General features: G+C 58.1%; 16 protein-coding genes. 7 read left to right on the top strand and 9 right to left on the bottom strand.

Going from position 1 to position 17,491, the window contains the following annotated elements:
* The first annotated feature begins 3 nt into the window (after positions 1-3).
* Positions 4-1,656 (top strand): bifunctional UDP-sugar hydrolase/5'-nucleotidase UshA, encoded by a 1,653-nt coding sequence (ushA, locus tag H7R56_RS17725; protein ID WP_106930541.1) that lies wholly within the window; start codon positions 4-6, stop codon positions 1,654-1,656.
* Positions 1,657-1,830: 174 nt separating this feature from the next.
* Here ushA and ybaK read toward each other — a convergent pair whose 3' ends face one another.
* The 3 genes from ybaK to copA all read right to left on the bottom strand — a co-directional run bounded on the left by ybaK (position 1,831) and on the right by copA (position 5,897).
* Positions 1,831-2,310, bottom strand: a complete 480-nt coding sequence (gene ybaK / locus H7R56_RS17720; RefSeq protein ID WP_106930539.1) for a Cys-tRNA(Pro)/Cys-tRNA(Cys) deacylase YbaK — start codon at positions 2,308-2,310, stop codon at positions 1,831-1,833.
* Positions 2,311-2,511: 201 nt separating this feature from the next.
* On the bottom strand, positions 2,512-3,306 hold the full coding sequence (locus H7R56_RS17715; RefSeq protein WP_106930535.1) for a TraB/GumN family protein: 795 nt from the start codon (positions 3,304-3,306) through the stop codon (positions 2,512-2,514).
* Positions 3,307-3,395: 89 nt separating this feature from the next.
* Positions 3,396-5,897 carry a copper-exporting P-type ATPase CopA gene (copA, locus tag H7R56_RS17710; RefSeq protein ID WP_106930533.1) on the bottom strand — a complete coding sequence of 834 codons (2,502 nt, stop codon included), beginning with the start codon at positions 5,895-5,897 and terminating at the stop codon, positions 3,396-3,398.
* A 95-nt stretch (positions 5,898-5,992) separates the two neighbouring features.
* Here copA and cueR point away from each other — a divergent pair, with 95 nt between their 5' ends.
* Positions 5,993-6,403 (top strand): Cu(I)-responsive transcriptional regulator, encoded by a 411-nt coding sequence (cueR, locus tag H7R56_RS17705; RefSeq protein ID WP_106930531.1) that lies wholly within the window; start codon positions 5,993-5,995, stop codon positions 6,401-6,403.
* Positions 6,404-6,406: 3 nt separating this feature from the next.
* Here cueR and H7R56_RS17700 read toward each other — a convergent pair whose 3' ends face one another.
* The gene (locus H7R56_RS17700; RefSeq protein ID WP_106930529.1) at positions 6,407-6,868 is read right to left on the bottom strand and encodes an NfeD family protein; all 462 of its coding nucleotides are present in this window, start codon (positions 6,866-6,868) and stop codon (positions 6,407-6,409) included.
* Complete coding sequence (locus H7R56_RS17695; RefSeq protein ID WP_106930527.1) at positions 6,865-7,782, bottom strand: SPFH domain-containing protein; 918 nt, start codon at positions 7,780-7,782, stop codon at positions 6,865-6,867. The genes H7R56_RS17700 and H7R56_RS17695 overlap by 4 nt, the downstream gene beginning before the upstream one ends.
* A 127-nt stretch (positions 7,783-7,909) precedes the next feature.
* On the opposite strand from H7R56_RS17695, the gene fetA reads away from it, so the two are divergent.
* Positions 7,910-8,581, top strand: coding sequence for an iron efflux ABC transporter ATP-binding subunit FetA (gene fetA / locus H7R56_RS17690; RefSeq protein ID WP_106930525.1), 672 nt, complete (start codon positions 7,910-7,912; stop codon positions 8,579-8,581).
* Positions 8,574-9,359, top strand: a complete 786-nt coding sequence (gene fetB / locus H7R56_RS17685; protein ID WP_106930523.1) for an iron efflux ABC transporter permease subunit FetB — start codon at positions 8,574-8,576, stop codon at positions 9,357-9,359. Before fetA ends, fetB begins: the two co-directional genes overlap by 8 nt.
* A gap of 146 nt (positions 9,360-9,505) precedes the next feature.
* Here fetB and H7R56_RS17680 read toward each other — a convergent pair whose 3' ends face one another.
* The 3 genes from H7R56_RS17680 to tesA are packed head-to-tail and all read right to left on the bottom strand — an operon-like array spanning position 9,506 to position 11,841.
* Entirely contained in the window at positions 9,506-10,360 is an 855-nt protein-coding gene (locus tag H7R56_RS17680; protein ID WP_106930521.1) for a co-chaperone YbbN, read from the bottom strand.
* Between the two features lie 58 nt (positions 10,361-10,418).
* Positions 10,419-11,186: an SDR family oxidoreductase gene (locus H7R56_RS17675; protein WP_106930519.1), complete on the bottom strand. Its 768-nt coding sequence runs from the start codon at positions 11,184-11,186 to the stop codon at positions 10,419-10,421.
* Positions 11,187-11,208: 22 nt separating this feature from the next.
* Positions 11,209-11,841: a multifunctional acyl-CoA thioesterase I/protease I/lysophospholipase L1 gene (gene tesA, locus H7R56_RS17670; RefSeq protein ID WP_146145742.1), complete on the bottom strand. Its 633-nt coding sequence runs from the start codon at positions 11,839-11,841 to the stop codon at positions 11,209-11,211.
* Between tesA and ybbA the strand changes: the two genes are divergently transcribed.
* The 3 genes from ybbA (at position 11,809) to H7R56_RS17655 (ending at position 16,319) form a co-directional block, all read left to right on the top strand.
* Positions 11,809-12,495, top strand: coding sequence for a putative ABC transporter ATP-binding protein YbbA (ybbA, locus tag H7R56_RS17665; protein ID WP_106930517.1), 687 nt, complete (start codon positions 11,809-11,811; stop codon positions 12,493-12,495). The genes tesA and ybbA overlap by 33 nt on opposite strands.
* Complete coding sequence (gene ybbP, locus H7R56_RS17660; protein WP_106930515.1) at positions 12,492-14,906, top strand: putative ABC transporter permease subunit YbbP; 2,415 nt, start codon at positions 12,492-12,494, stop codon at positions 14,904-14,906. The genes ybbA and ybbP overlap by 4 nt, the downstream gene beginning before the upstream one ends.
* A 270-nt stretch (positions 14,907-15,176) precedes the next feature.
* Entirely contained in the window at positions 15,177-16,319 is a 1,143-nt protein-coding gene (locus H7R56_RS17655; protein ID WP_106930513.1) for a porin, read from the top strand.
* Positions 16,320-16,358: 39 nt separating this feature from the next.
* Here H7R56_RS17655 and mnmH read toward each other — a convergent pair whose 3' ends face one another.
* Positions 16,359-17,444, bottom strand: a complete 1,086-nt coding sequence (mnmH, locus tag H7R56_RS17650; RefSeq protein ID WP_106930511.1) for a tRNA 2-selenouridine(34) synthase MnmH — start codon at positions 17,442-17,444, stop codon at positions 16,359-16,361.
* Between the last annotated feature and the right edge of the window lie 47 nt (positions 17,445-17,491).

Genomic DNA, 17,491 nt, shown 5'->3' with positions numbered 1-17,491 from the left:
ATCATGCATTTCGTCAAACGAGGCGTGGCGCTGGCGATGCTGGCTGCACTATCTTTAGTCAGCCTGCCCTCACAGGCTTATCAGCAAGATAAAACGTATAAGATAACCATTCTGCATACCAACGATCACCACGGGCACTTCTGGCGCAGTGAATACGGCGAGTATGGCCTGGCGGCGCAAAAAACGCTGGTTGACGGCATTCGTAAAGAAGTGGCAGCAGAAGGCGGCAGCGTGCTGCTGCTCTCGGGCGGCGATATTAACACCGGGGTTCCGGAGTCGGATCTGCAGGATGCCGAGCCGGACTTCCGCGGCATGAATCTGGTGGGCTACGACGCGATGGCCGTCGGCAACCATGAGTTTGATAATCCGCTGAGCGTTCTGCGCCAGCAGGAAAAGTGGGCTAAATTCCCGTTCCTCTCCGCCAATATTTACCAGAAAAGCACCGGCGAGCGCCTGTTTAAACCGTGGGCGATTTTTAAACGTCAGGATCTGAAAATTGCCGTCATTGGTTTAACCACCGACGACACCGCCAAAATCGGTAATCCGGAATACTTTACCGATATTGAATTCCGCAAACCGGCGGAAGAGGCGAAGCTGGTGATTCAGGAGCTACAGCAGAAAGAGAAGCCTGACCTGATTCTGGCGACGACCCATATGGGGCACTACGATAACGGCGAACACGGCTCCAATGCGCCGGGTGATGTTGAAATGGCGCGCAGCCTGCCGGCCGGCGCGCTGGCGATGATTGTAGGCGGTCACTCGCAGGACCCGGTTTGCATGGCGTCGGAAAATAAAAAGCAGGTTGATTACGTACCGGGTACGCCCTGCGCGCCGGACAAACAGAACGGTATCTGGATAGTTCAGGCCCACGAGTGGGGGAAATATGTCGGCCGCGCGGACTTCGAATTCCGCAACGGTGAGCTTAAGCTGGTGCACTACCAGCTGATCCCGGTCAACCTGAAGAAGAAAGTCACTTACGATAACGGGCAGAGCGAGCGCGTGCTTTACACGCCGCAGATCCCGGAAAACCCGCAGATGCTCTCGCTGCTGACGCCGTTCCAGAGTAAAGGCAAAGCGCAGTTAGAGGTAAAAGTTGGCAGCGTGAATGGGCATCTGGAAGGCGATCGCAGCAAGGTTCGCTTCGTGCAGACCAACATGGGGCACCTGATTCTGGCGGCGCAGATGGCGCGCACCGGCGCCGATTTTGGCGTCATGAGCGGCGGCGGCATTCGCGACTCCATCGAGGCGGGTAATATCACCTATAAGAGCGTGCTGAAGGTGCAGCCGTTTGGCAACGTGGTGGTGTATGCCGATATGAGCGGGAAAGAGGTGATTGAGTATCTGACCGCTGTAGCGCAGATGAAGCCGGACTCCGGGGCCTATCCGCAGTTTGCTAACGTCAGCTTTGTGGCGAAGGGCGGGCAGCTTCAGGATCTGAAAATCAAAGGTGAACCGGTCGATCCGGCGAAAACCTATCGTCTGGCGACGCTGAGCTTTAACGCTACCGGCGGCGACGGCTATCCGAAGATTGATAACAAACCGGGCTATGTGAATACCGGCTTTATCGATGCCGAGGTGCTTAAACAGTATATTGAGCAGAACTCGCCGCTGGATGTGAATGCTTACGAGCCGAAAGGGGAAGTGAGCTGGCAGTAAGCTCGGCGCAGCGCCATCAGGCAGTTGGGTGCACATTGCCGGATGGCGGCGTAAACGCCTTATCCGGCCTACCCTTCCGTAGGCCTGATAAGCGCAGCGCCATCAGGCGGTTCAGCGCACATTGCCGGATGGCGGCGTACGAGGCTATCAGAGGGGTAACCGAAAATCGCGTTATTAATCCCGGCGCGCAATGTCCGCAAACGTCGCGCCAAGAATTTTCGCTAAATCCACCGCCGCCAGCTCAATATCCAGCCCGCGCTTGCCGCCGGAAACATAGATAGAGGCAAACTCCTGCGACGGCGCGTCAATCACCGTTGGCAGGCGCTTCTTCTGCCCCAGCGGGCTGATGCCGCCGACCAGATAACCGGTGACGCGCTGTGCCACCATCGGATCGGCCATATCGACCTTTTTCGCGCCCAACGCCTTGGCGACTTTTTTCAAATCCAGCTGCCCGGCGACCGGCGTGACCGCCACTGCCAGCTGTTTCATATCGCCATTCATCGCGACCAGCAGCGTTTTGTAAACCTGATCGGCGTTTAGCCCTAATTTGCGCACGACCTCATCGCCAAAGTTCGTTTCATTCGGATCGTGATCGTAGGTATGAATGCTAAATGGGATCTTGTTCTTTTCGAGTAACTTAACTGCGGGAGTCATAACGTTCCTTCTTACTACAGACAGGGTATACCGTCAGCATACGCCCTAAAACGGACTAAAAAATAGTATAATCTTGCGCAATAGGTATTGGCAGTTGTAGCAACTTTGAGCGACAATCGGAGGATCCGGAGTGAAAACTTCGGGATAATAATAATGATGAAATTCCTCTTTGACGGGCCAATAGCGATATTGGCCATTTTTTTATTTCAGCATCTGTGGCAGGTTGCCCTCTCCGTACAAATGCAGCGCGCCTACCGCGACCACATAGCGTCCCGGCGGTAGCGCCAGCAGCGCATCTCGCCAGGCAATATTGCGTTTCACCATCAGCACATCATAGAGCGACTGGCTAAACGTATTGGGCAGCGATGTTCCACCGCGGGTCGGGGGCTGATCCAACCACCAGCCGATCATGACCTGCAGCAGCCGTGCGTTGGTGTGCCAGTGCGTCAGGGTATCATCAAGTAGCGCCATGCCGCCGTCGGGCAGATGGCATAACAGGTCAATCTGGCTATCTGCCCCTTCCAGCTCCTGCACCGGCAGCTCGGCATCGTGTGCGGCCGCGAGCAGCTGATAATCAATACCGTAGTCCGGACGCAGACCTAAACGTTGAGCCTGAGTGGCCTGTAGCACCATCGCGATTTGCCACAGCGGCTGGTTATCCACGCGGGCGAGCGACATTCCCTGCTCATCAAGCCGTTTTTGTAACGCGCTAAGCTGCTCTGCGCTCAGCCGTTCGGCCAACGGCGGGTATTCGGGAAGATCGCTGAACGGGGTTTCGCTGCCGGAAATATCGGCTTCAACAATCAGCGCATCGGCCTGACGTAGCTTCTTTAGCAGCTTTGGCGGCAGGGGGGACATATCGCGTGTGCCCATATGAATGCTGCCGACCAGGTGCAGATGGCGACCGCCGGGAAGGGTGACATCCAGCGCCGGCCAGCTGTACGGCGAGCCGCGCAGGGTCCGCCACAGGCGTTGTAGTTGATGTAACAGGCTCATCCGCGCTCCCTGGAAGGAAAATGTCATGCTAGCGCGCCGGAAGGAAAGGTGCAAACGCGCCCCGTCCGAAAACGGGCGGGGCGCGAGGATCAGGCTTTAGGTTTAAATCGCAGCAACCGGTTAGCGTTGCTGACCACCGTAATGGATGAGAGCGCCATCGCCGCCCCGGCGACCACCGGGTTAAGCAGCGTGCCGGTCAGCGGCCAAAGGATCCCTGCGGCAATCGGAATACCGAGCGAGTTATAGACAAAGGCGCCAAGCAGGTTCTGCTTCATGTTGCGTAGGGTGGCGCGGGAAATGGCCAGCGCATCGGCAACGCCCACCAGGCTGTGGCGCATCAGCGTGATAGCCGCCGTTTCAATCGCCACGTCGCTGCCGCCGCCCATCGCGATGCCCACATCGGCCTGCGCCAGCGCCGGGGCATCGTTGATGCCGTCGCCGACCATCGCCACTTTTTGCCCTTGCGCCTGCAGATCTTTAATGGCCTGAGCTTTACCGTCCGGCAGCACGCCGGCAATCACCTCATCGATACCGGCTTCTTTGGCGATAGCGTTCGCAGTCACCGGATTATCGCCCGTTAACATCACCAGACGATAGCCTTCCTGATGCAGACGCTGTAGCGCGGCGACGCTGTCGCTGCGCAGCGGATCGCGAATGGCAAACAACGCGGCGGCTTTACCGTCAATGGCCAGCAGTACCGGCGTTGCGCCCTGAGCCGCCTGGCGGGCCAGTTCGTCGTCCAGTTCACGGGTATCGATCTGCTGTTCATGCATCAGCGCCTGGTTGCCGAGCAGCAGGCGATGCCCTTCGGCTTCACCGCTAACCCCCAGGCCGCGCAGCGTGCGGAAGGCGTTAACCTGCGGGAGCGTGTTGTTGGCGGCTTTCTCCAGAATAGCGCGTGCCAGCGGGTGATTTGAACCTTGCTCCAGCGCAGCGGCCAGGCGCAGCGCGACGGCCTCATCAATATCACGTTGCGTGACGATCGCGACAACCTGCGGTTTGCCTTCGGTCAGCGTGCCGGTTTTATCAAATACCAGCGTGGTCAGTTCGCTGGCACGCTGTAAGGCATCGGCATCGCGAACCAGCACGCCGTATTCGGCAGCGCGGCCTACGCCCGCAATAATCGACATCGGCGTCGCGAGGCCGAGGGCGCACGGGCAGGCGATGATAAGCACCGTGGTCGCGATCACCAGCGTATAAACAATCTGCGGCGCCGGTCCGAAGACGTACCAGATGGCCGCGCTGAATAGCGCAATCGCCACCACGACCGGTACAAACACCGCCGAAATTTTATCCGCCAGCTGGCCAATTTCCGGTTTACTGCTTTGTGCCTGGCGGACCATTTTAATAATGCGTGACAGCGTGGTATGGCTGCCGACGGCGCTGGCGCGGAATAAGACAGAACCATCCTGCACTACCGTACCGGCGTGAATGCTGTCGCCATCGCCTTTCTGCTGCGGAATGGGCTCGCCGGTAAGCATGGCTTCGTCAAACCAGGCTTCGCCCTGGCTGATTTCCCCATCGACCGGTACCCGGTCACCGGTGGTCAGGCGCAGGATCATGCCCGGCTGCACGTCGGCCAGCGGCACGGTTTTTTCACCGTCCTCGGTGACTACCCGCGCGGTGGGCGGCGTCAGGTCGAGGAGTTTTTCCAGCGCGCGCGACGAACGTTGACGCGCTCGTGCTTCCAGCATATGGCCGAGGTTAATCAGACCAATAATCATGGCGCTGGCTTCATAATAAAGGTGGCGTGCTTCCATCGGGAACCACTGCGGCCACAGGTTAACGCTCATTGAATACAGCCAGGCTACGCCGGTCCCCAGCGCCACGAGCGTATCCATTGTGGCGGTACGATTCTTCAGGCTTTTCCATGCACTGCTATAGAAATGGCCGCCCGCAAATACCATGACCGCCAGGGTGACAAGGCCAATAGCCAGCCACAGCGAGCGGTTATCGTCGGTGACCATCATGTTGTCGCCAATCATCCCCCAGACCATCACCGGCACGCCGACCAGCAGGGCGACAATGGCCTGCCAGCGAAAACGTTTCATGGTGGCCAGCGCGGTTTGCTGCTGACGTTCGCGACGTTTAAGGTCGTCTTCAATGGCCTCCGCACCGTAGCCCGCTTTCTCTACGGCATGGACTAAATCACCGGCGGAGGCGCTGCCCATGACCAGGGCCGTGCGCTCCGCCAGATTTACCCGTGCCTGTACCACGCCCGGCACCGCCTGGAGGGCGTTTTGTACTCGGGAAACGCAGCTGGCGCAGCTCATACCGTTGATCAGCAGCTGTTGGCTGTCATCCAGTTCCTGTGCTGCCGGAAGCTCAGGGGCGGCCGCTGTCAGTGCTTCCGACGGGAGTGATGACTCTGCCAGCGGTTTAGCCTTTGGGTGGCTGAGCTCCGCGCCGTAACCGGCTTGTTTAATGGTTTCAATCAGCGCATCGGCGCTGGCGCTGCCGGTGACGTGCGCCGCTTCGATGGTGACTTCCGCATGATCAACGTCCGGGCGCTGTTCCAGGCTCTCTTTAACGCGTTTGACGCAGTGGCCGCAGGACAAACCGTCCAGCGCCAGATCTATGGTATGAGACATATTCCTCTCCTCAATTGATGGGTGACCAAATTCACCTTTTGGTCTACAGTGAGAAAGGTTAAACCTTCCAGCAAGGGGAAGGTCAAGGGGGAAATGTGAATATCAGTGATGTGGCCAAAAAAACCGGCCTGACCAGCAAAGCCATTCGCTTTTATGAAGAGAAGGGGCTGGTAACGCCGCCGCTGCGTAGCGAGAACGGCTACCGCAGCTATACGCAAAAACACCTGGATGAGTTTACGCTGCTGCGCCAGGCGCGGCAGGTGGGATTTAATCTTGAAGAGTGTGGCGAGCTGGTCAATCTGTTTAACGATCCGCAGCGTCACAGCGCCGATGTGAAGGCCTACACGCTACAGAAGGTGGCGGACATTGAGCGCCACATCAGCGATTTACAGGCGATGCGCGATCAGCTGCTGTCGCTTGCCGCCTCCTGCCCGGGGGATGACAGCGCCGATTGTCCGATTATTGATAACCTTTCCGGCTGCTGCCATCGTAAGACCCTGGCGTGAGGGTTAGCGAGGCGGGGTAAGCCTGATACGCAGGACGATCCCTTCCACCGCAATGACTTCAACTTTGCTGCCGGCCGGCAGGTCATCATCGGCCAGCACGGGCCAGGAACTGTCGCCAACGCGCATATGGCCGCGGCCGTTGACCAACGCGTTATCCAGGGTAAAACGCTGGCCCAAAAGCTGCTGACCGCGCTGGTTGAGCTGACCTTGCGCCGGGCGCTGTCTGTCACCCCGACGCGAGAGCCATTTCCACCACAGCCAGGCCGCCAGCAGGGTCAGCGCCGCGAACAGCGCACCTTGCCACGCCCACGACAGCGGCAGCGCCCAGGTTATCAGCCCCGTTGCCGCTGCTGCCACACCGCTCCACAACAAATAGCCGCTGCCGCCGAGCATTTCTGCAGCCAGCAGCAGGCCGCCGAGGCTCAGCCAGAAAAAATGCGGGTGCGCCAGCACCAGGGCAATCATGACGGTTTCCGATCGCGGCTGCTGTCTTTAATCAGCTCAGCAACCCCGGCAATAGAACCCATCAGGCTGCTGGCATCCAGCGGCATCATCACCACTTTGCTGTTATTGGCCGCGCCAATTTGTTGCAGTGCGTCAGTGTATTTCTGGGCGACAAAGTAGTTAATGGCCTGAATATCACCGGCGGCGATCGCTTCCGACACCATTTTAGTGGCGCGGGCTTCCGCCTCTGCCGAACGTTCACGCGCTTCTGCCTGGAGGAACGCCGACTGACGTTCGCCCTCGGCGGTAAGAATTTGCGCCTGCTTTTCACCTTCGGCTTTCACGATCTGCGCCTGGCGGATCCCTTCAGCCTCCAGAATGTAGGCACGCTTGGTTCGTTCCGCTTTCATCTGAGCATTCATCGCGTCGATAAGTTCTGCCGGTGGGCGCACATCGCGAATTTCGATACGGGTAATTTTTATCCCCCACGGGTTGGTGGCTTCGTCGACAATATGCAGCAGTCGGGTATTGATGTTATCGCGCTGAGAGAGCATCTCATCAAGCTCCATCGACCCGAGTACGGTACGAATGTTGGTCATCGTCAGGTTGATAATGGCCAGCTCGAGGTTGCTGACTTCATATGCCGCTTTTGGCGCATCAATGACCTGAATGAAACAGACGGCGTCGATGGCGACGTTGGCGTTGTCTTTTGAGATCACTTCCTGAGAGGGAATGTCGAGAACCTGCTCCATCATATTGATTTTGCGCCCGATCCGGTCCATGAACGGCACAACGAGACTTAGCCCTGGATGCAGCGTTTTGGTGTAGCGGCCGAAGCGCTCTACCGTCCACTGATAGCCCTGCGGCACAATTTTGACCCCGGCGGCAACCACCACCAGCGCGACAAAGATAAGAATGGGGATAAATACCAGCATAAAACCTCCTGTTTTACTCTCCGTAACCTCAACAAGTATATCGGCTCTGCACGGGAAATTCGCCCCCTGAAATTAATTGGCGTTACACTTAGAGGGGCAAAACGAAAAAACAGGATAAAGAAAGGCAATGACGGAAAATAGCGCGATTTTACAGCTTAAGCAGGTGAGCTTTCATATTGGCGAGAAGACGATCCTTGAGAATATAAACCTGAACGTGGCTCCCGGCGAATTCAAGCTGATTACCGGCCCGTCCGGCTGTGGAAAAAGCACCTTATTAAAAATTATCGCTTCGCTGCTCTCACCGAGCGCAGGGCAGATATTGTTTGGCGGCCAGGATATTAACACCCTAACGCCGGAAGCCTATCGCCAGCAGGTGTCCTACTGCGCGCAGACTCCGGCGCTGTTTGGTGACACGGTGTACGACAACTTTATTTTCCCCTGGCAAATTCGCGGCCAACAGCCGGACCCGGATCGTTTCCTGGGGCAGCTAACGCGCTTTGGTCTGGCCGAAGATACCCTGTCTAAATCAATCAACGAGCTGTCGGGAGGCGAAAAACAGCGGGTATCGTTAATTCGCAATTTGCAATTTTTACCCAAGGTGCTGCTACTCGATGAAATAACCAGCGCGCTGGATGAGCAGAATAAAGGGAACGTGAATGAAATTATTCATCAGTACGTACGCGATGAGCAGGTTGCCGTGCTGTGGGTGACCCACGACAAAGATGAAATTAGCCATGCCGATGAGGTGATTATGCTGCCTTCGCACCCACAGAGCGTCAGGGAGTCAGATCATGAATAACGAACACATCATCACTAACGAGTCGCTGGCGCTGTCGATGGTGCTGGTATTGATTGCCATTGTGGTGAGTTACCGGGAAAAGCTGGCGCTGGAAAAAGACATTATCTGGAGCATTTGCCGCGCGGTGGTGCAGCTGGTTATCGTTGGCTATGTACTGAAGTATATTTTCAACGTCAACCATGCGGTGCTGACGCTACTGATGGTTCTGTTTATCTGCTTCAACGCCGCCTATAACGCGCAAAAGCGCAGTAAATATATCGACAAAGCGTTCGTGTCATCGTTTATCGCCATTACCGCCGGAGCCGGTCTAACGCTTGCGGTACTGGTCTTTTCCGGTTCGATCGCTTTTGTGCCGATGCAGGTCATTCCTATTTCCGGGATGATTGCCGGTAACGCGATGATTGCGGTTGGGCTGTGCTACAACAACCTGGGCCAGCGCTTTAGCGCTGAACAGCAGCAGATTCAGGAGAAGCTGAGCCTGGGGGCAACGCCGAAAATGGCCTCCGCTCGTCTTATTCGCGAAAGCATTCGCGCGTCGTTGATTCCGACCGTCGACTCGGCGAAAACCGTGGGGCTGGTGAGTTTACCGGGGATGATGTCAGGGCTGATTTTTGCCGGTATTGACCCGGTAAAGGCAATTAAATATCAGATAATGGTGACCTTTATGCTGCTTTCTACCGCCAGCCTGTCAACCATTATTGCCTGCTATCTGACCTATCGGAAGTTTTACAACGCGCGCCACCAGCTGGTGGTGACGCAACTGAAAAAACGCGATTGACGCTGCCGCATGTCGCAGAAGGCCTGATAAGCGCAGCGCCATCAGGCACGTTCGTTGCACATTGCCGGATGGCGGCGTAAACGCCTTATCCGGCCTACCTGTCTGGCTACCGCTTCGGGCAGTAGGCCTGATAAGCGTTGTGCCAATCAGTACAGCAATGAATACAGCTGGCGGCGGTATTTCGATGCCAGCGCATCGCCGGTGCCGAGCGCTGCCAGGATTTCCTGCAACATTTTGCGCGCCTGGCCGTCAGCCGCGCCCAGGTCTTTGCGCAGGTGGCTGAACAACAGCTCCAGCGCTTCTTCATTACGCCCGACCTGATGCAGCTGAAGTGCCAGCTTTGAGGCCAGCGCCGCGTCGTCCGGGTTTTGCTCAACCTGCTGCTGCAGCTGCTGGATTTCCGGCGTATCTGCCGCCTGCTTAAGCAGCTCAATCTGTGCCACCAGCCCCTGGTAGCGGGTATCCTGATCCTGCAACGGGATGGTTTGCAACACCGCTTCCGCCTCTTCAGAACGGCCGAGCGCAATGTAGGTTTCTGCCAGCAGCAGGCCAATCTGGCTGTCCTGCCCGGAGAGCTGCCAGGCATCTTTCAGCAGCGGCAGGGCCTCGGCGTGCTTACCTTCCTGAATCAGCGCCAGCGCCTCTTGCGCCTTCAGCTCTTCTTCACGCGGTAGAACTTTATCCAGCAGCGCGCGAATAGCCTCTTCCGGCTGCGGGCCCTGGAAGCCGTCGACCGGCTGACCATTCTGGAACAGATAAACGGTTGGAATAGCGCGCAGGCCAAACTGAGAGGCCACCATCTGTTCGGCATCGCAGTCGACCTTCGCCAGAATAAACTGGCCGTTATACTGCGCAGCCAGGTTTTCCAGCACCGGCGTCAGCTCCAGGCAGTGCTGGCTACGCTCGGACCAGAAGTAGAACAGCACCGGCGTGGCGACGGATTGCTCCAGCGTCTGGTGTAGGTTCGCTTCAGTAATGTTTACAATATTCTGTACGGACATGAGTCATTCTCTGTAGTCGGTTTGTATTCGAGATGGGGGCAAAAGCGTGCGCTTCAACTTAGCCCTGCAGAATTTTGTCCATCGCACGCCCCGGCAGTAGCCGCTTCAGCCAGCCGACGGCATAGGTCACCAGCGTCACCGGGTAGCGTAATTTGGGCTTATCGCTGATAAACGCATGACGCACCTTCTCGACCACCGCGTCCGGGCCGAGGGTGAAGCGCGCGGCGATACCTGGGTTTTCTACCGGCTTATCGCTGGTCTGGTTGACGTTGTCGGTAAAGCGCGTGCGGATCGGGCCAGGTTCAATCAGGCTCACCTTCACGCCGGAATGACGCAGCTCCATACGCAGCGCGTCGGACCACGCTTCCAGCGCGTACTTGCTGGCAGCATAGGCGCCGCGGCCCGGGGTAGAGATAAGCCCCATGACCGATGATGTCATCACAATTCGCCCTTCGCCGTGCGGTACCATGGCCGGCAGCAGGCGCATCGTCAGCTGATGGGCACCAAAAAAGTTGGCGGAAAACTGCTGCTCCATCTGCTCACGGCTGATGCTGGTTAGCGGGCCGTAGACGCCATAACCCGCGTTATTGAACAGGCCAAACAGGCGATTGCCGGTAAGGGCGATGACTTCTTCGGCGGCACGGTCGATGCTTTCCGGGCTGTCGAGATCGAGCAGAATGCCGGTGAACCCCATACCGTCCATGCGTTTCACATCATCGGGTTTACGGCAGGCGGCAAGTACGCGAAACCCCTGGCGTTTCAGCTCAAGCGCGCTTTCCAGACCAATTCCGCTGGAACATCCTGTAATTAAGACCGATTTTTGCATAACTTTACCTGAAGACGCCGCTTTACTTTGCGACGTCGTGATTAACTAATGGGGCCAGACGTGTCGCCATCCAGTCGGCAATATACGGCTGGGCGTCACGGTTGGGATGAATGCCATCATCCTGCATCCACTGCGGCTTAAGGTAGACCTCTTCCATAAAGAAGGGCAGCAGTGGAACATTGAATTCGCTGGCGAGCTTCGGATAGACCGCGCTAAACGCCTCATTATAGCGGCGTCCGTAGTTTGCGGGCAGGCGAATTTGCATTAACAGCGGCTGAACGTTCGCGTCTTTCACCTGTTGCAGTACGGCGCGCAGCGTTTGCTCGATTTGTGGGGGCGCAAAACCGCGCAGGCCGTCGTTGCCGCCCAGTTCAACCAGTACCCAGCGTGGCTGGTGCTGTTTAAGCAGCGCGGGCAGGCGTGCCAGCCCTTGCTGCGCGGTATCGCCGCTAATACTGCCGTTGATAACCGTGATTTTCGGCTGCCACTTATCGTTCAGCAAGGCAGGCCAGGCGGCGGTGCCCGCCATGCGATAGCCCGCGCTCAGGCTGTCGCCCAGCACTAACAGTGTGTCCGCCGCCGCGGCGCGCAGGCTTAACAGCAACAACAACAGGAAAGGCAAATGCCAGCGGAAAACGTACTTGAAGTGCATCATCTGAAGAAATCCGTCGGTCAGGGTGAGCATGAGCTTTCCATCCTTACCGGAGTTAACCTGATTGTCAAACCGGCGCAAACCCTTGCTTTAATTGGTGAGTCGGGTTCCGGCAAGTCGACGCTGTTGGCGATTCTCGCCGGGCTTGACGACGGCAGCAGCGGTGAAGTGAAGCTGCTCGGCCATCCGCTGGACAAGCTGGACGAAGAAGCGCGCGCGCGGCTGCGCGCTCAGCACATTGGCTTCGTGTTTCAATCCTTTATGTTGATTCCTACCCTTAATGCGTTAGAAAACGTCGAACTGCCGGCGCTGCTGCGCGGCGAAAGCGACGCCCAGAGCCGTCAGGGCGCGAAAGCGCTGCTGGAACAGCTGGGGCTTGGGAAGCGTCTGCATCATCTTCCGGCGCAGCTTTCCGGGGGGGAACAGCAGCGCGTGGCGCTGGCCCGCGCGTTTAACGGCCGTCCTGATTTGCTGTTTGCCGATGAACCGACCGGTAACCTCGATCGTCAGACCGGCGATAAAATTGCCGATCTGCTGTTCTCCCTTAACCGCGAGCACGGCACTACGCTGATTCTGGTGACCCACGACGCGCAGCTGGCGGCTCGCTGCGATCGCCGTCTGCGGCTGGTGGACGGGCAGCTACGGGAGGAAGCATGATTTTACGCTGGTTCTGGCGCGAGTGGCGTTCGCCTTCGTTGCTGATTGTCTGGCTGGCGTTAAGCCTGGCGGTGGCCTGCGTGCTGGCGCTGGGCAGCATCAGCGACCGCATGGACAAAGGGCTCAATCAGCAAAGCCGTGAATATATGGCCGGCGACCGGGTGCTGCGCAGCTCGCGGGAGGTGCCGCTCGCGTGGCTGGAGAAAGCTCGCGCGCTCGGCCTGACGGTGGGTGAACAGATCCATTTCTCCACCATGACCTGGGCGGGGGATACGCCACAGCTGGCCGATGTGAAGGCGGTTGACGATCGCTATCCGCTGTACGGCGCGCTGGAAACGGCCCCTGCGGGCCTGAAACCTGCGGCTGGCACGGTGCTGCTGGCACCGCGTTTGCTGGCGCTGCTGAATCTGAAAATGGGTGACAGCCTCGATGTGGGCGATGCCACGCTGCGCATTGCCGGAGAAGTCGTGCAGGAGCCGGATAGCGGCTTTAATCCGTTCCAGATGGCGCCGCGCCTGATGATGAATCTGGCCGACGTCGCGAAAACCGGCGCAGTGCAGCCCGGTAGTCGGGTGAGCTGGCGCTACATGTTTGCCGGCACCGCCGAGCAGTTAGGGAGCTATGAAAGCTGGCTGCTGCCGCAGTTGAAGCCCGAGCACCGATGGCTGGGGCCAAATCAGGACGACGGCGCGCTGGGTAAGTCACTCCAGCGGTCCCAGCAGTTTTTGCTGCTGTCGGCGCTGCTAACGCTGCTGCTGGCGGTAGCCGCCGTGGCGGTGGCGATGGGGCACTACTGCCGCAGCCGCTACGATCTGGTGGCCATCCTTAAAACGCTGGGGGCCGGGCGCGCACAGCTACGCCGGTTGATTATCGGTCAGTGGCTGCTGCTGATGATGCTCTCCGCGCTGGCCGGTGGGGCAATGGGGCTGTTATTTGAGTCCATACTGCTCACGCTACTCAAACCGGTGCTGCCGGCGGCGCTGCCCGCTGCCAGCGCCTGGCCGTGGCTGTGGGCGGTGGGGTCAATGACGGTCATTTCGCTGCTGGTCGGGCTGCGACCATACCGGCTGCTGCTGGCGACCCAGCCGCTGCGCGTATTACGCCAGGATATTGTCGCCAACGTCTGGCCGCTGAAGATTTATCTGCCGTTGGTCACCGCGGTGACCGTGCTGCTGCTGGCTTGGCTGATGGGCGGAAGCCCACTCCTGTGGTCGGTGCTGGCCGGTGCGGTGGTGCTGGCGGCGCTATGCGGCGTGGTGGGCTGGCTGCTGCTGAAGGTGCTTAAGCGCCTGACGCTACGCGCGCTGCCGCTGCGCCTGGCGGTCAACCGTCTGCTGCGCCAGCCGTGGTCTACGCTGAGTCAACTGGCGGCGTTCTCGCTGTCGTTCATGCTGCTGGCGCTACTGCTGGTGCTGCGCGGCGATCTGCTCGATCGCTGGCAGCAGCAGCTACCGCCGGAAAGCCCGAACTATTTTCTGATCAATATCGCGCCTGAGCAGGTGAGTGAGGTGAAAACCTTCCTTGCCGAACATCAGGTGATTCCGGCGGCCTTCTACCCGATTGTTCGCGCGCGGCTCACGCAGATCAACGGCCAAAGCACCGAGGGCAACAAGGAGGAGTCGCTCAACCGCGAGCTGAACCTGACCTGGCAAAACCAGCGCCCGGCGCACAATCCGCTGGTCGCAGGAAGCTGGCCGCCAAAAGCGGGGGAAGTGTCAATTGAAGAAGGGCTGGCGCAGCGATTGAATATCCGCCTCGGCGATAGCGTAACCTTTACCGGTGATACTCAGGACTTTACCGCGAAGGTGAGCAGTATCCGCAAGGTTGATTGGGAGAGTCTGCGACCGAACTTCTTCTTTATCTTCCCCGACGGCGCCCTCGATGGTCAGCCGCAGAGCTGGCTAACCAGCTTCCGCTGGGATCACGGTAACACGCTGCTAACGCAGCTCAACCGCGAGTTCCCGACGGTTACGTTGCTGGATATCGGCGCAATCCTGAAACAGGTCGGCCAGGTGCTGGCGCAGGTGAGTCGGGCGCTGGAAGTGATGGTGGTGCTGGTCACCGCCTGCGGCGTGCTGCTGCTGCTGGCTCAGGTGCAGGTGGGAATGCGCCAGCGCCATCAGGAGCTGGTCGTTTATCGCACCCTCGGTGCCGGGAAGCCGCTGCTGCGGCTAACGCTGTGGGCTGAATTTGCGCTGCTGGGCGCGATTTCCGGGCTGGTGGCGGCCATCGGGGCCGAAACGGCACTGGCGATGCTGCAAACGAAAGTGTTCGACTTCCCGTGGTCGCCGGACTGGCGTCTGTGGCTGGCCCTGCCGCTGTGCGGCGCGCTGCTGTTGTCATTATGCGGCGGTGGCTTAGGGCTGCGGCTGTTGAAAGGGCGGGCGCTGTTCCGCCAGTTCTCCGGCTAGTTTAACGGCGTTGCTCTTGCGTAGCGCCGGACGGCGCTACGCTGCACGTTGTTGGATGGCGGCATAAACGCCGTACCCTGCCTATGCGTAGCGATCGCTGCTCGTCAAAATTATTCATCCTTTCATCATCTTGCCTGTTTTATGGCACCATTCGGTAAAACTGGAAACCTAAATCGCACATTTTAATAAAAATCAGCCAGGTGGATTTTATTAATAGACGATAATATTTATCAGCCAGATAGTTGGCTATAAATCTATCAAGGAAAAATAATGACTATAAAAATGAAAGCACTGGCGTTGTCGATCGGTGCAGCAGTGGCGTTAACGTCTTTCGCATCCCAGGCTGAAATTACCCTGCTCAAGCAGGATCCGCAGGCCGGGAACCCGCTTAGCCGTCTTAATTTCACCGTGGGCGGGAGTATTCGTCCGCAGTTCAACATGATGACCGGTGATGGTGATAAAGGCTCATACAAGCGTAACGGCTTCGATGGCGGCACCCGTTTCCGCTTCGCAGCAGATTACTACCTGTTCGATGACATTAGCTGGGTCAGCTACTACGAACTGGGCGTGAACATTCCGGCGCTGTTTGACTGGGATAACCACTACGCTGACGGCGCGAACAACACTACCCGTCGTATGCTGTACACCGGTCTGAAAAGCAACACCTGGGGTACGTTGACCTTCGGTCAACAGAACAGCGTTTATTACGATGTGGTCGGCGTGAAAACCGATATCTGGGACTATGACATGATTGGTCAGGCGCCAGGTAACGGTATCAACGGCGATTACGATGGTTCTTACCGTACCCGTAAATCACTGAAATACAAAAAAACCGTGGGTGATGTCGATCTTTATGCATCCTACCTGTTCAGCGACGACTACAACCCGAACAACGGCCTGCTTTACAAACGTAAAGGCGGCGGTTCACTGGGTGTGGATTACCACATCACCGACGACCTGACCTGGGGTACGGCGTGGAACTACACCCGCGCGGATATGCACAACCCGCAGAATACCGACGGTAAAACCTACGATCAGAACATCGTGGGCACCGCGCTGAGCTGGACCCCGGATAACTGGACATTTGCTCTGGGCGGCGGCTGGTATCAGAACTTCATGACCACCAAGAAAGTGAACGTTCACGACTACTTCGCGGGCGACGCGTGGGGTATTGAATACTTCGCGGGCTACAAAATCCCGGTGGGTCAATACGCGGTTAAATCTATTCAACCGTACTTTATGGGTGACCGTATTGAATACGTGAATGGTCGCAACTACCAGCGCACGGATAATGGCGTAGGTATTAGCTTCCAGCTGGATTACGGTTTCCGCGTGGACTACGAACACGTGTTTACTTCCAGCACCGACGATCTGGGCGATATGAACCTGGTGCGTCTGCGCTACGATTTCTAATCGTTAACAAGGGCGGCTCTGCCGCCCTTGGTTTACCCTTCAGTTTTCCCCAAGCCATTCGGTCACTTCTTGACTTGTCCCGCGAAACACAATCTTGTCGGTCTTTCTTTCCAGTTGATAGCGGTACATCGGATCGTAGTACTCTTCAAGCAGGGGAATCAGCCAGGCGAAGTGTGCCTCGGTGGAGCCGCTTTGTTGCTGCGCGGCGAGCGCACCGTCGAGCGTCGCGGTCAATTCGGCAAAGCGCTGTAACCCCAGGCGGCGGCGAATCGCGTACAGACCGTGATGCAGATATTCGCTGTATTCCTGCCAGCCTTTTTCCTCGCCATAGGTGGCGATAAAGTCACGGTGCATGCGGGTGAAATACTCTTCGCGCAGACGTGTAAGACGGATCTCAAACGGGTCCTCGACCACGGCGATAGGCGACTGCGCCATGCGCTCGCGCAGGCATTCCGGCAGATGATTTGCGCCAATCATTCGGCCTTCATCTTCCAGCACCCAGCGTACGCGATCCCGCTGATGTGCGCCCTTCAGCAGCGCCGTCGCTAGGTGGTTCTCAAAGGTCGCCTGGGAAAACTGGGCGCTGAGGGTCCGGCCGAATGAAGAACCGCGATGGTGTGCTAACCCTTCCAGGTCGATGCCCTGAGGCTGCTGGCGAACCAGCGGCGTTTTGCCATTACCGGTACAGCCGCCGACCAGCACGATCGGATGACGAACCAGTGCTTCCGTCGCCTGCATTGCCGCCTGGCGCAGCGCCTTGTAGCCGCCGACGATCAGCGGGTAATCAATGCCCTGGTCTTTAAGCCAGCTTTGCACAATATGCGAACGCTGCCCGCCGCGCGCGCAGCACAGATAGCCCTGCGGCGCCTGTCGACAGGCCGCCAGCCATGCGTCGATGCGGCGCTGGCGCGTCTCACCGGCAACCAGTTTGTGGCCGAGCGCGAGGGCGGCTTCCGCGCCTTGACGTTTATAGCAGGTGCCGACGGCTGCGCGTTCATCATCGGTCATCAACGGTAGGTTCACGGCTGCAGGCACCGCGCCGTGGGCAAACTCAACCGGGGCGCGAACGTCAATGATGGGCGTTTCCGCGCGCAGAATGGCGCAGTAATCCGTCCCATTTTCCATGGGGCAATCCTTCTCTGGCAAAGTGGGGTATGGCGTTTAGGGCAGGA

The sequence above is a fragment of the Klebsiella sp. WP3-W18-ESBL-02 genome, assembly GCF_014168815.1.
In the GTDB taxonomy this organism is placed as follows: domain Bacteria; phylum Pseudomonadota; class Gammaproteobacteria; order Enterobacterales; family Enterobacteriaceae; genus Kluyvera; species Kluyvera ascorbata_B.
This window is presented reverse-complemented; position numbering and strand designations above follow the sequence as displayed.

Coding starts and splice junctions, on each gene's coding strand:
- copA (WP_106930533.1), bottom strand. CDS start 5,897: ATGTCTCATACCATAGATCTGGCGCTGGACGGTTTGTCCTGCGGCCAC.
- ybbA (WP_106930517.1), top strand. CDS start 11,809: ATGCCAGCGGAAAACGTACTTGAAGTGCATCATCTGAAGAAATCCGTC.
- ybbP (WP_106930515.1), top strand. CDS start 12,492: ATGATTTTACGCTGGTTCTGGCGCGAGTGGCGTTCGCCTTCGTTGCTG.
- H7R56_RS17715 (WP_106930535.1), bottom strand. CDS start 3,306: ATGAGCCTGTTACATCAACTACAACGCCTGTGGCGGACCCTGCGCGGC.
- H7R56_RS17680 (WP_106930521.1), bottom strand. CDS start 10,360: ATGTCCGTACAGAATATTGTAAACATTACTGAAGCGAACCTACACCAG.
- H7R56_RS17675 (WP_106930519.1), bottom strand. CDS start 11,186: ATGCAAAAATCGGTCTTAATTACAGGATGTTCCAGCGGAATTGGTCTG.
- ybaK (WP_106930539.1), bottom strand. CDS start 2,310: ATGACTCCCGCAGTTAAGTTACTCGAAAAGAACAAGATCCCATTTAGC.
- H7R56_RS17695 (WP_106930527.1), bottom strand. CDS start 7,782: ATGCTGGTATTTATCCCCATTCTTATCTTTGTCGCGCTGGTGGTGGTT.
- tesA (WP_146145742.1), bottom strand. CDS start 11,841: ATGATGCACTTCAAGTACGTTTTCCGCTGGCATTTGCCTTTCCTGTTG.
- mnmH (WP_106930511.1), bottom strand. CDS start 17,444: ATGGAAAATGGGACGGATTACTGCGCCATTCTGCGCGCGGAAACGCCC.
- H7R56_RS17655 (WP_106930513.1), top strand. CDS start 15,177: ATGACTATAAAAATGAAAGCACTGGCGTTGTCGATCGGTGCAGCAGTG.
- H7R56_RS17700 (WP_106930529.1), bottom strand. CDS start 6,868: ATGATTGCCCTGGTGCTGGCGCACCCGCATTTTTTCTGGCTGAGCCTC.
- ushA (WP_106930541.1), top strand. CDS start 4: ATGCATTTCGTCAAACGAGGCGTGGCGCTGGCGATGCTGGCTGCACTA.
- fetB (WP_106930523.1), top strand. CDS start 8,574: ATGAATAACGAACACATCATCACTAACGAGTCGCTGGCGCTGTCGATG.
- fetA (WP_106930525.1), top strand. CDS start 7,910: ATGACGGAAAATAGCGCGATTTTACAGCTTAAGCAGGTGAGCTTTCAT.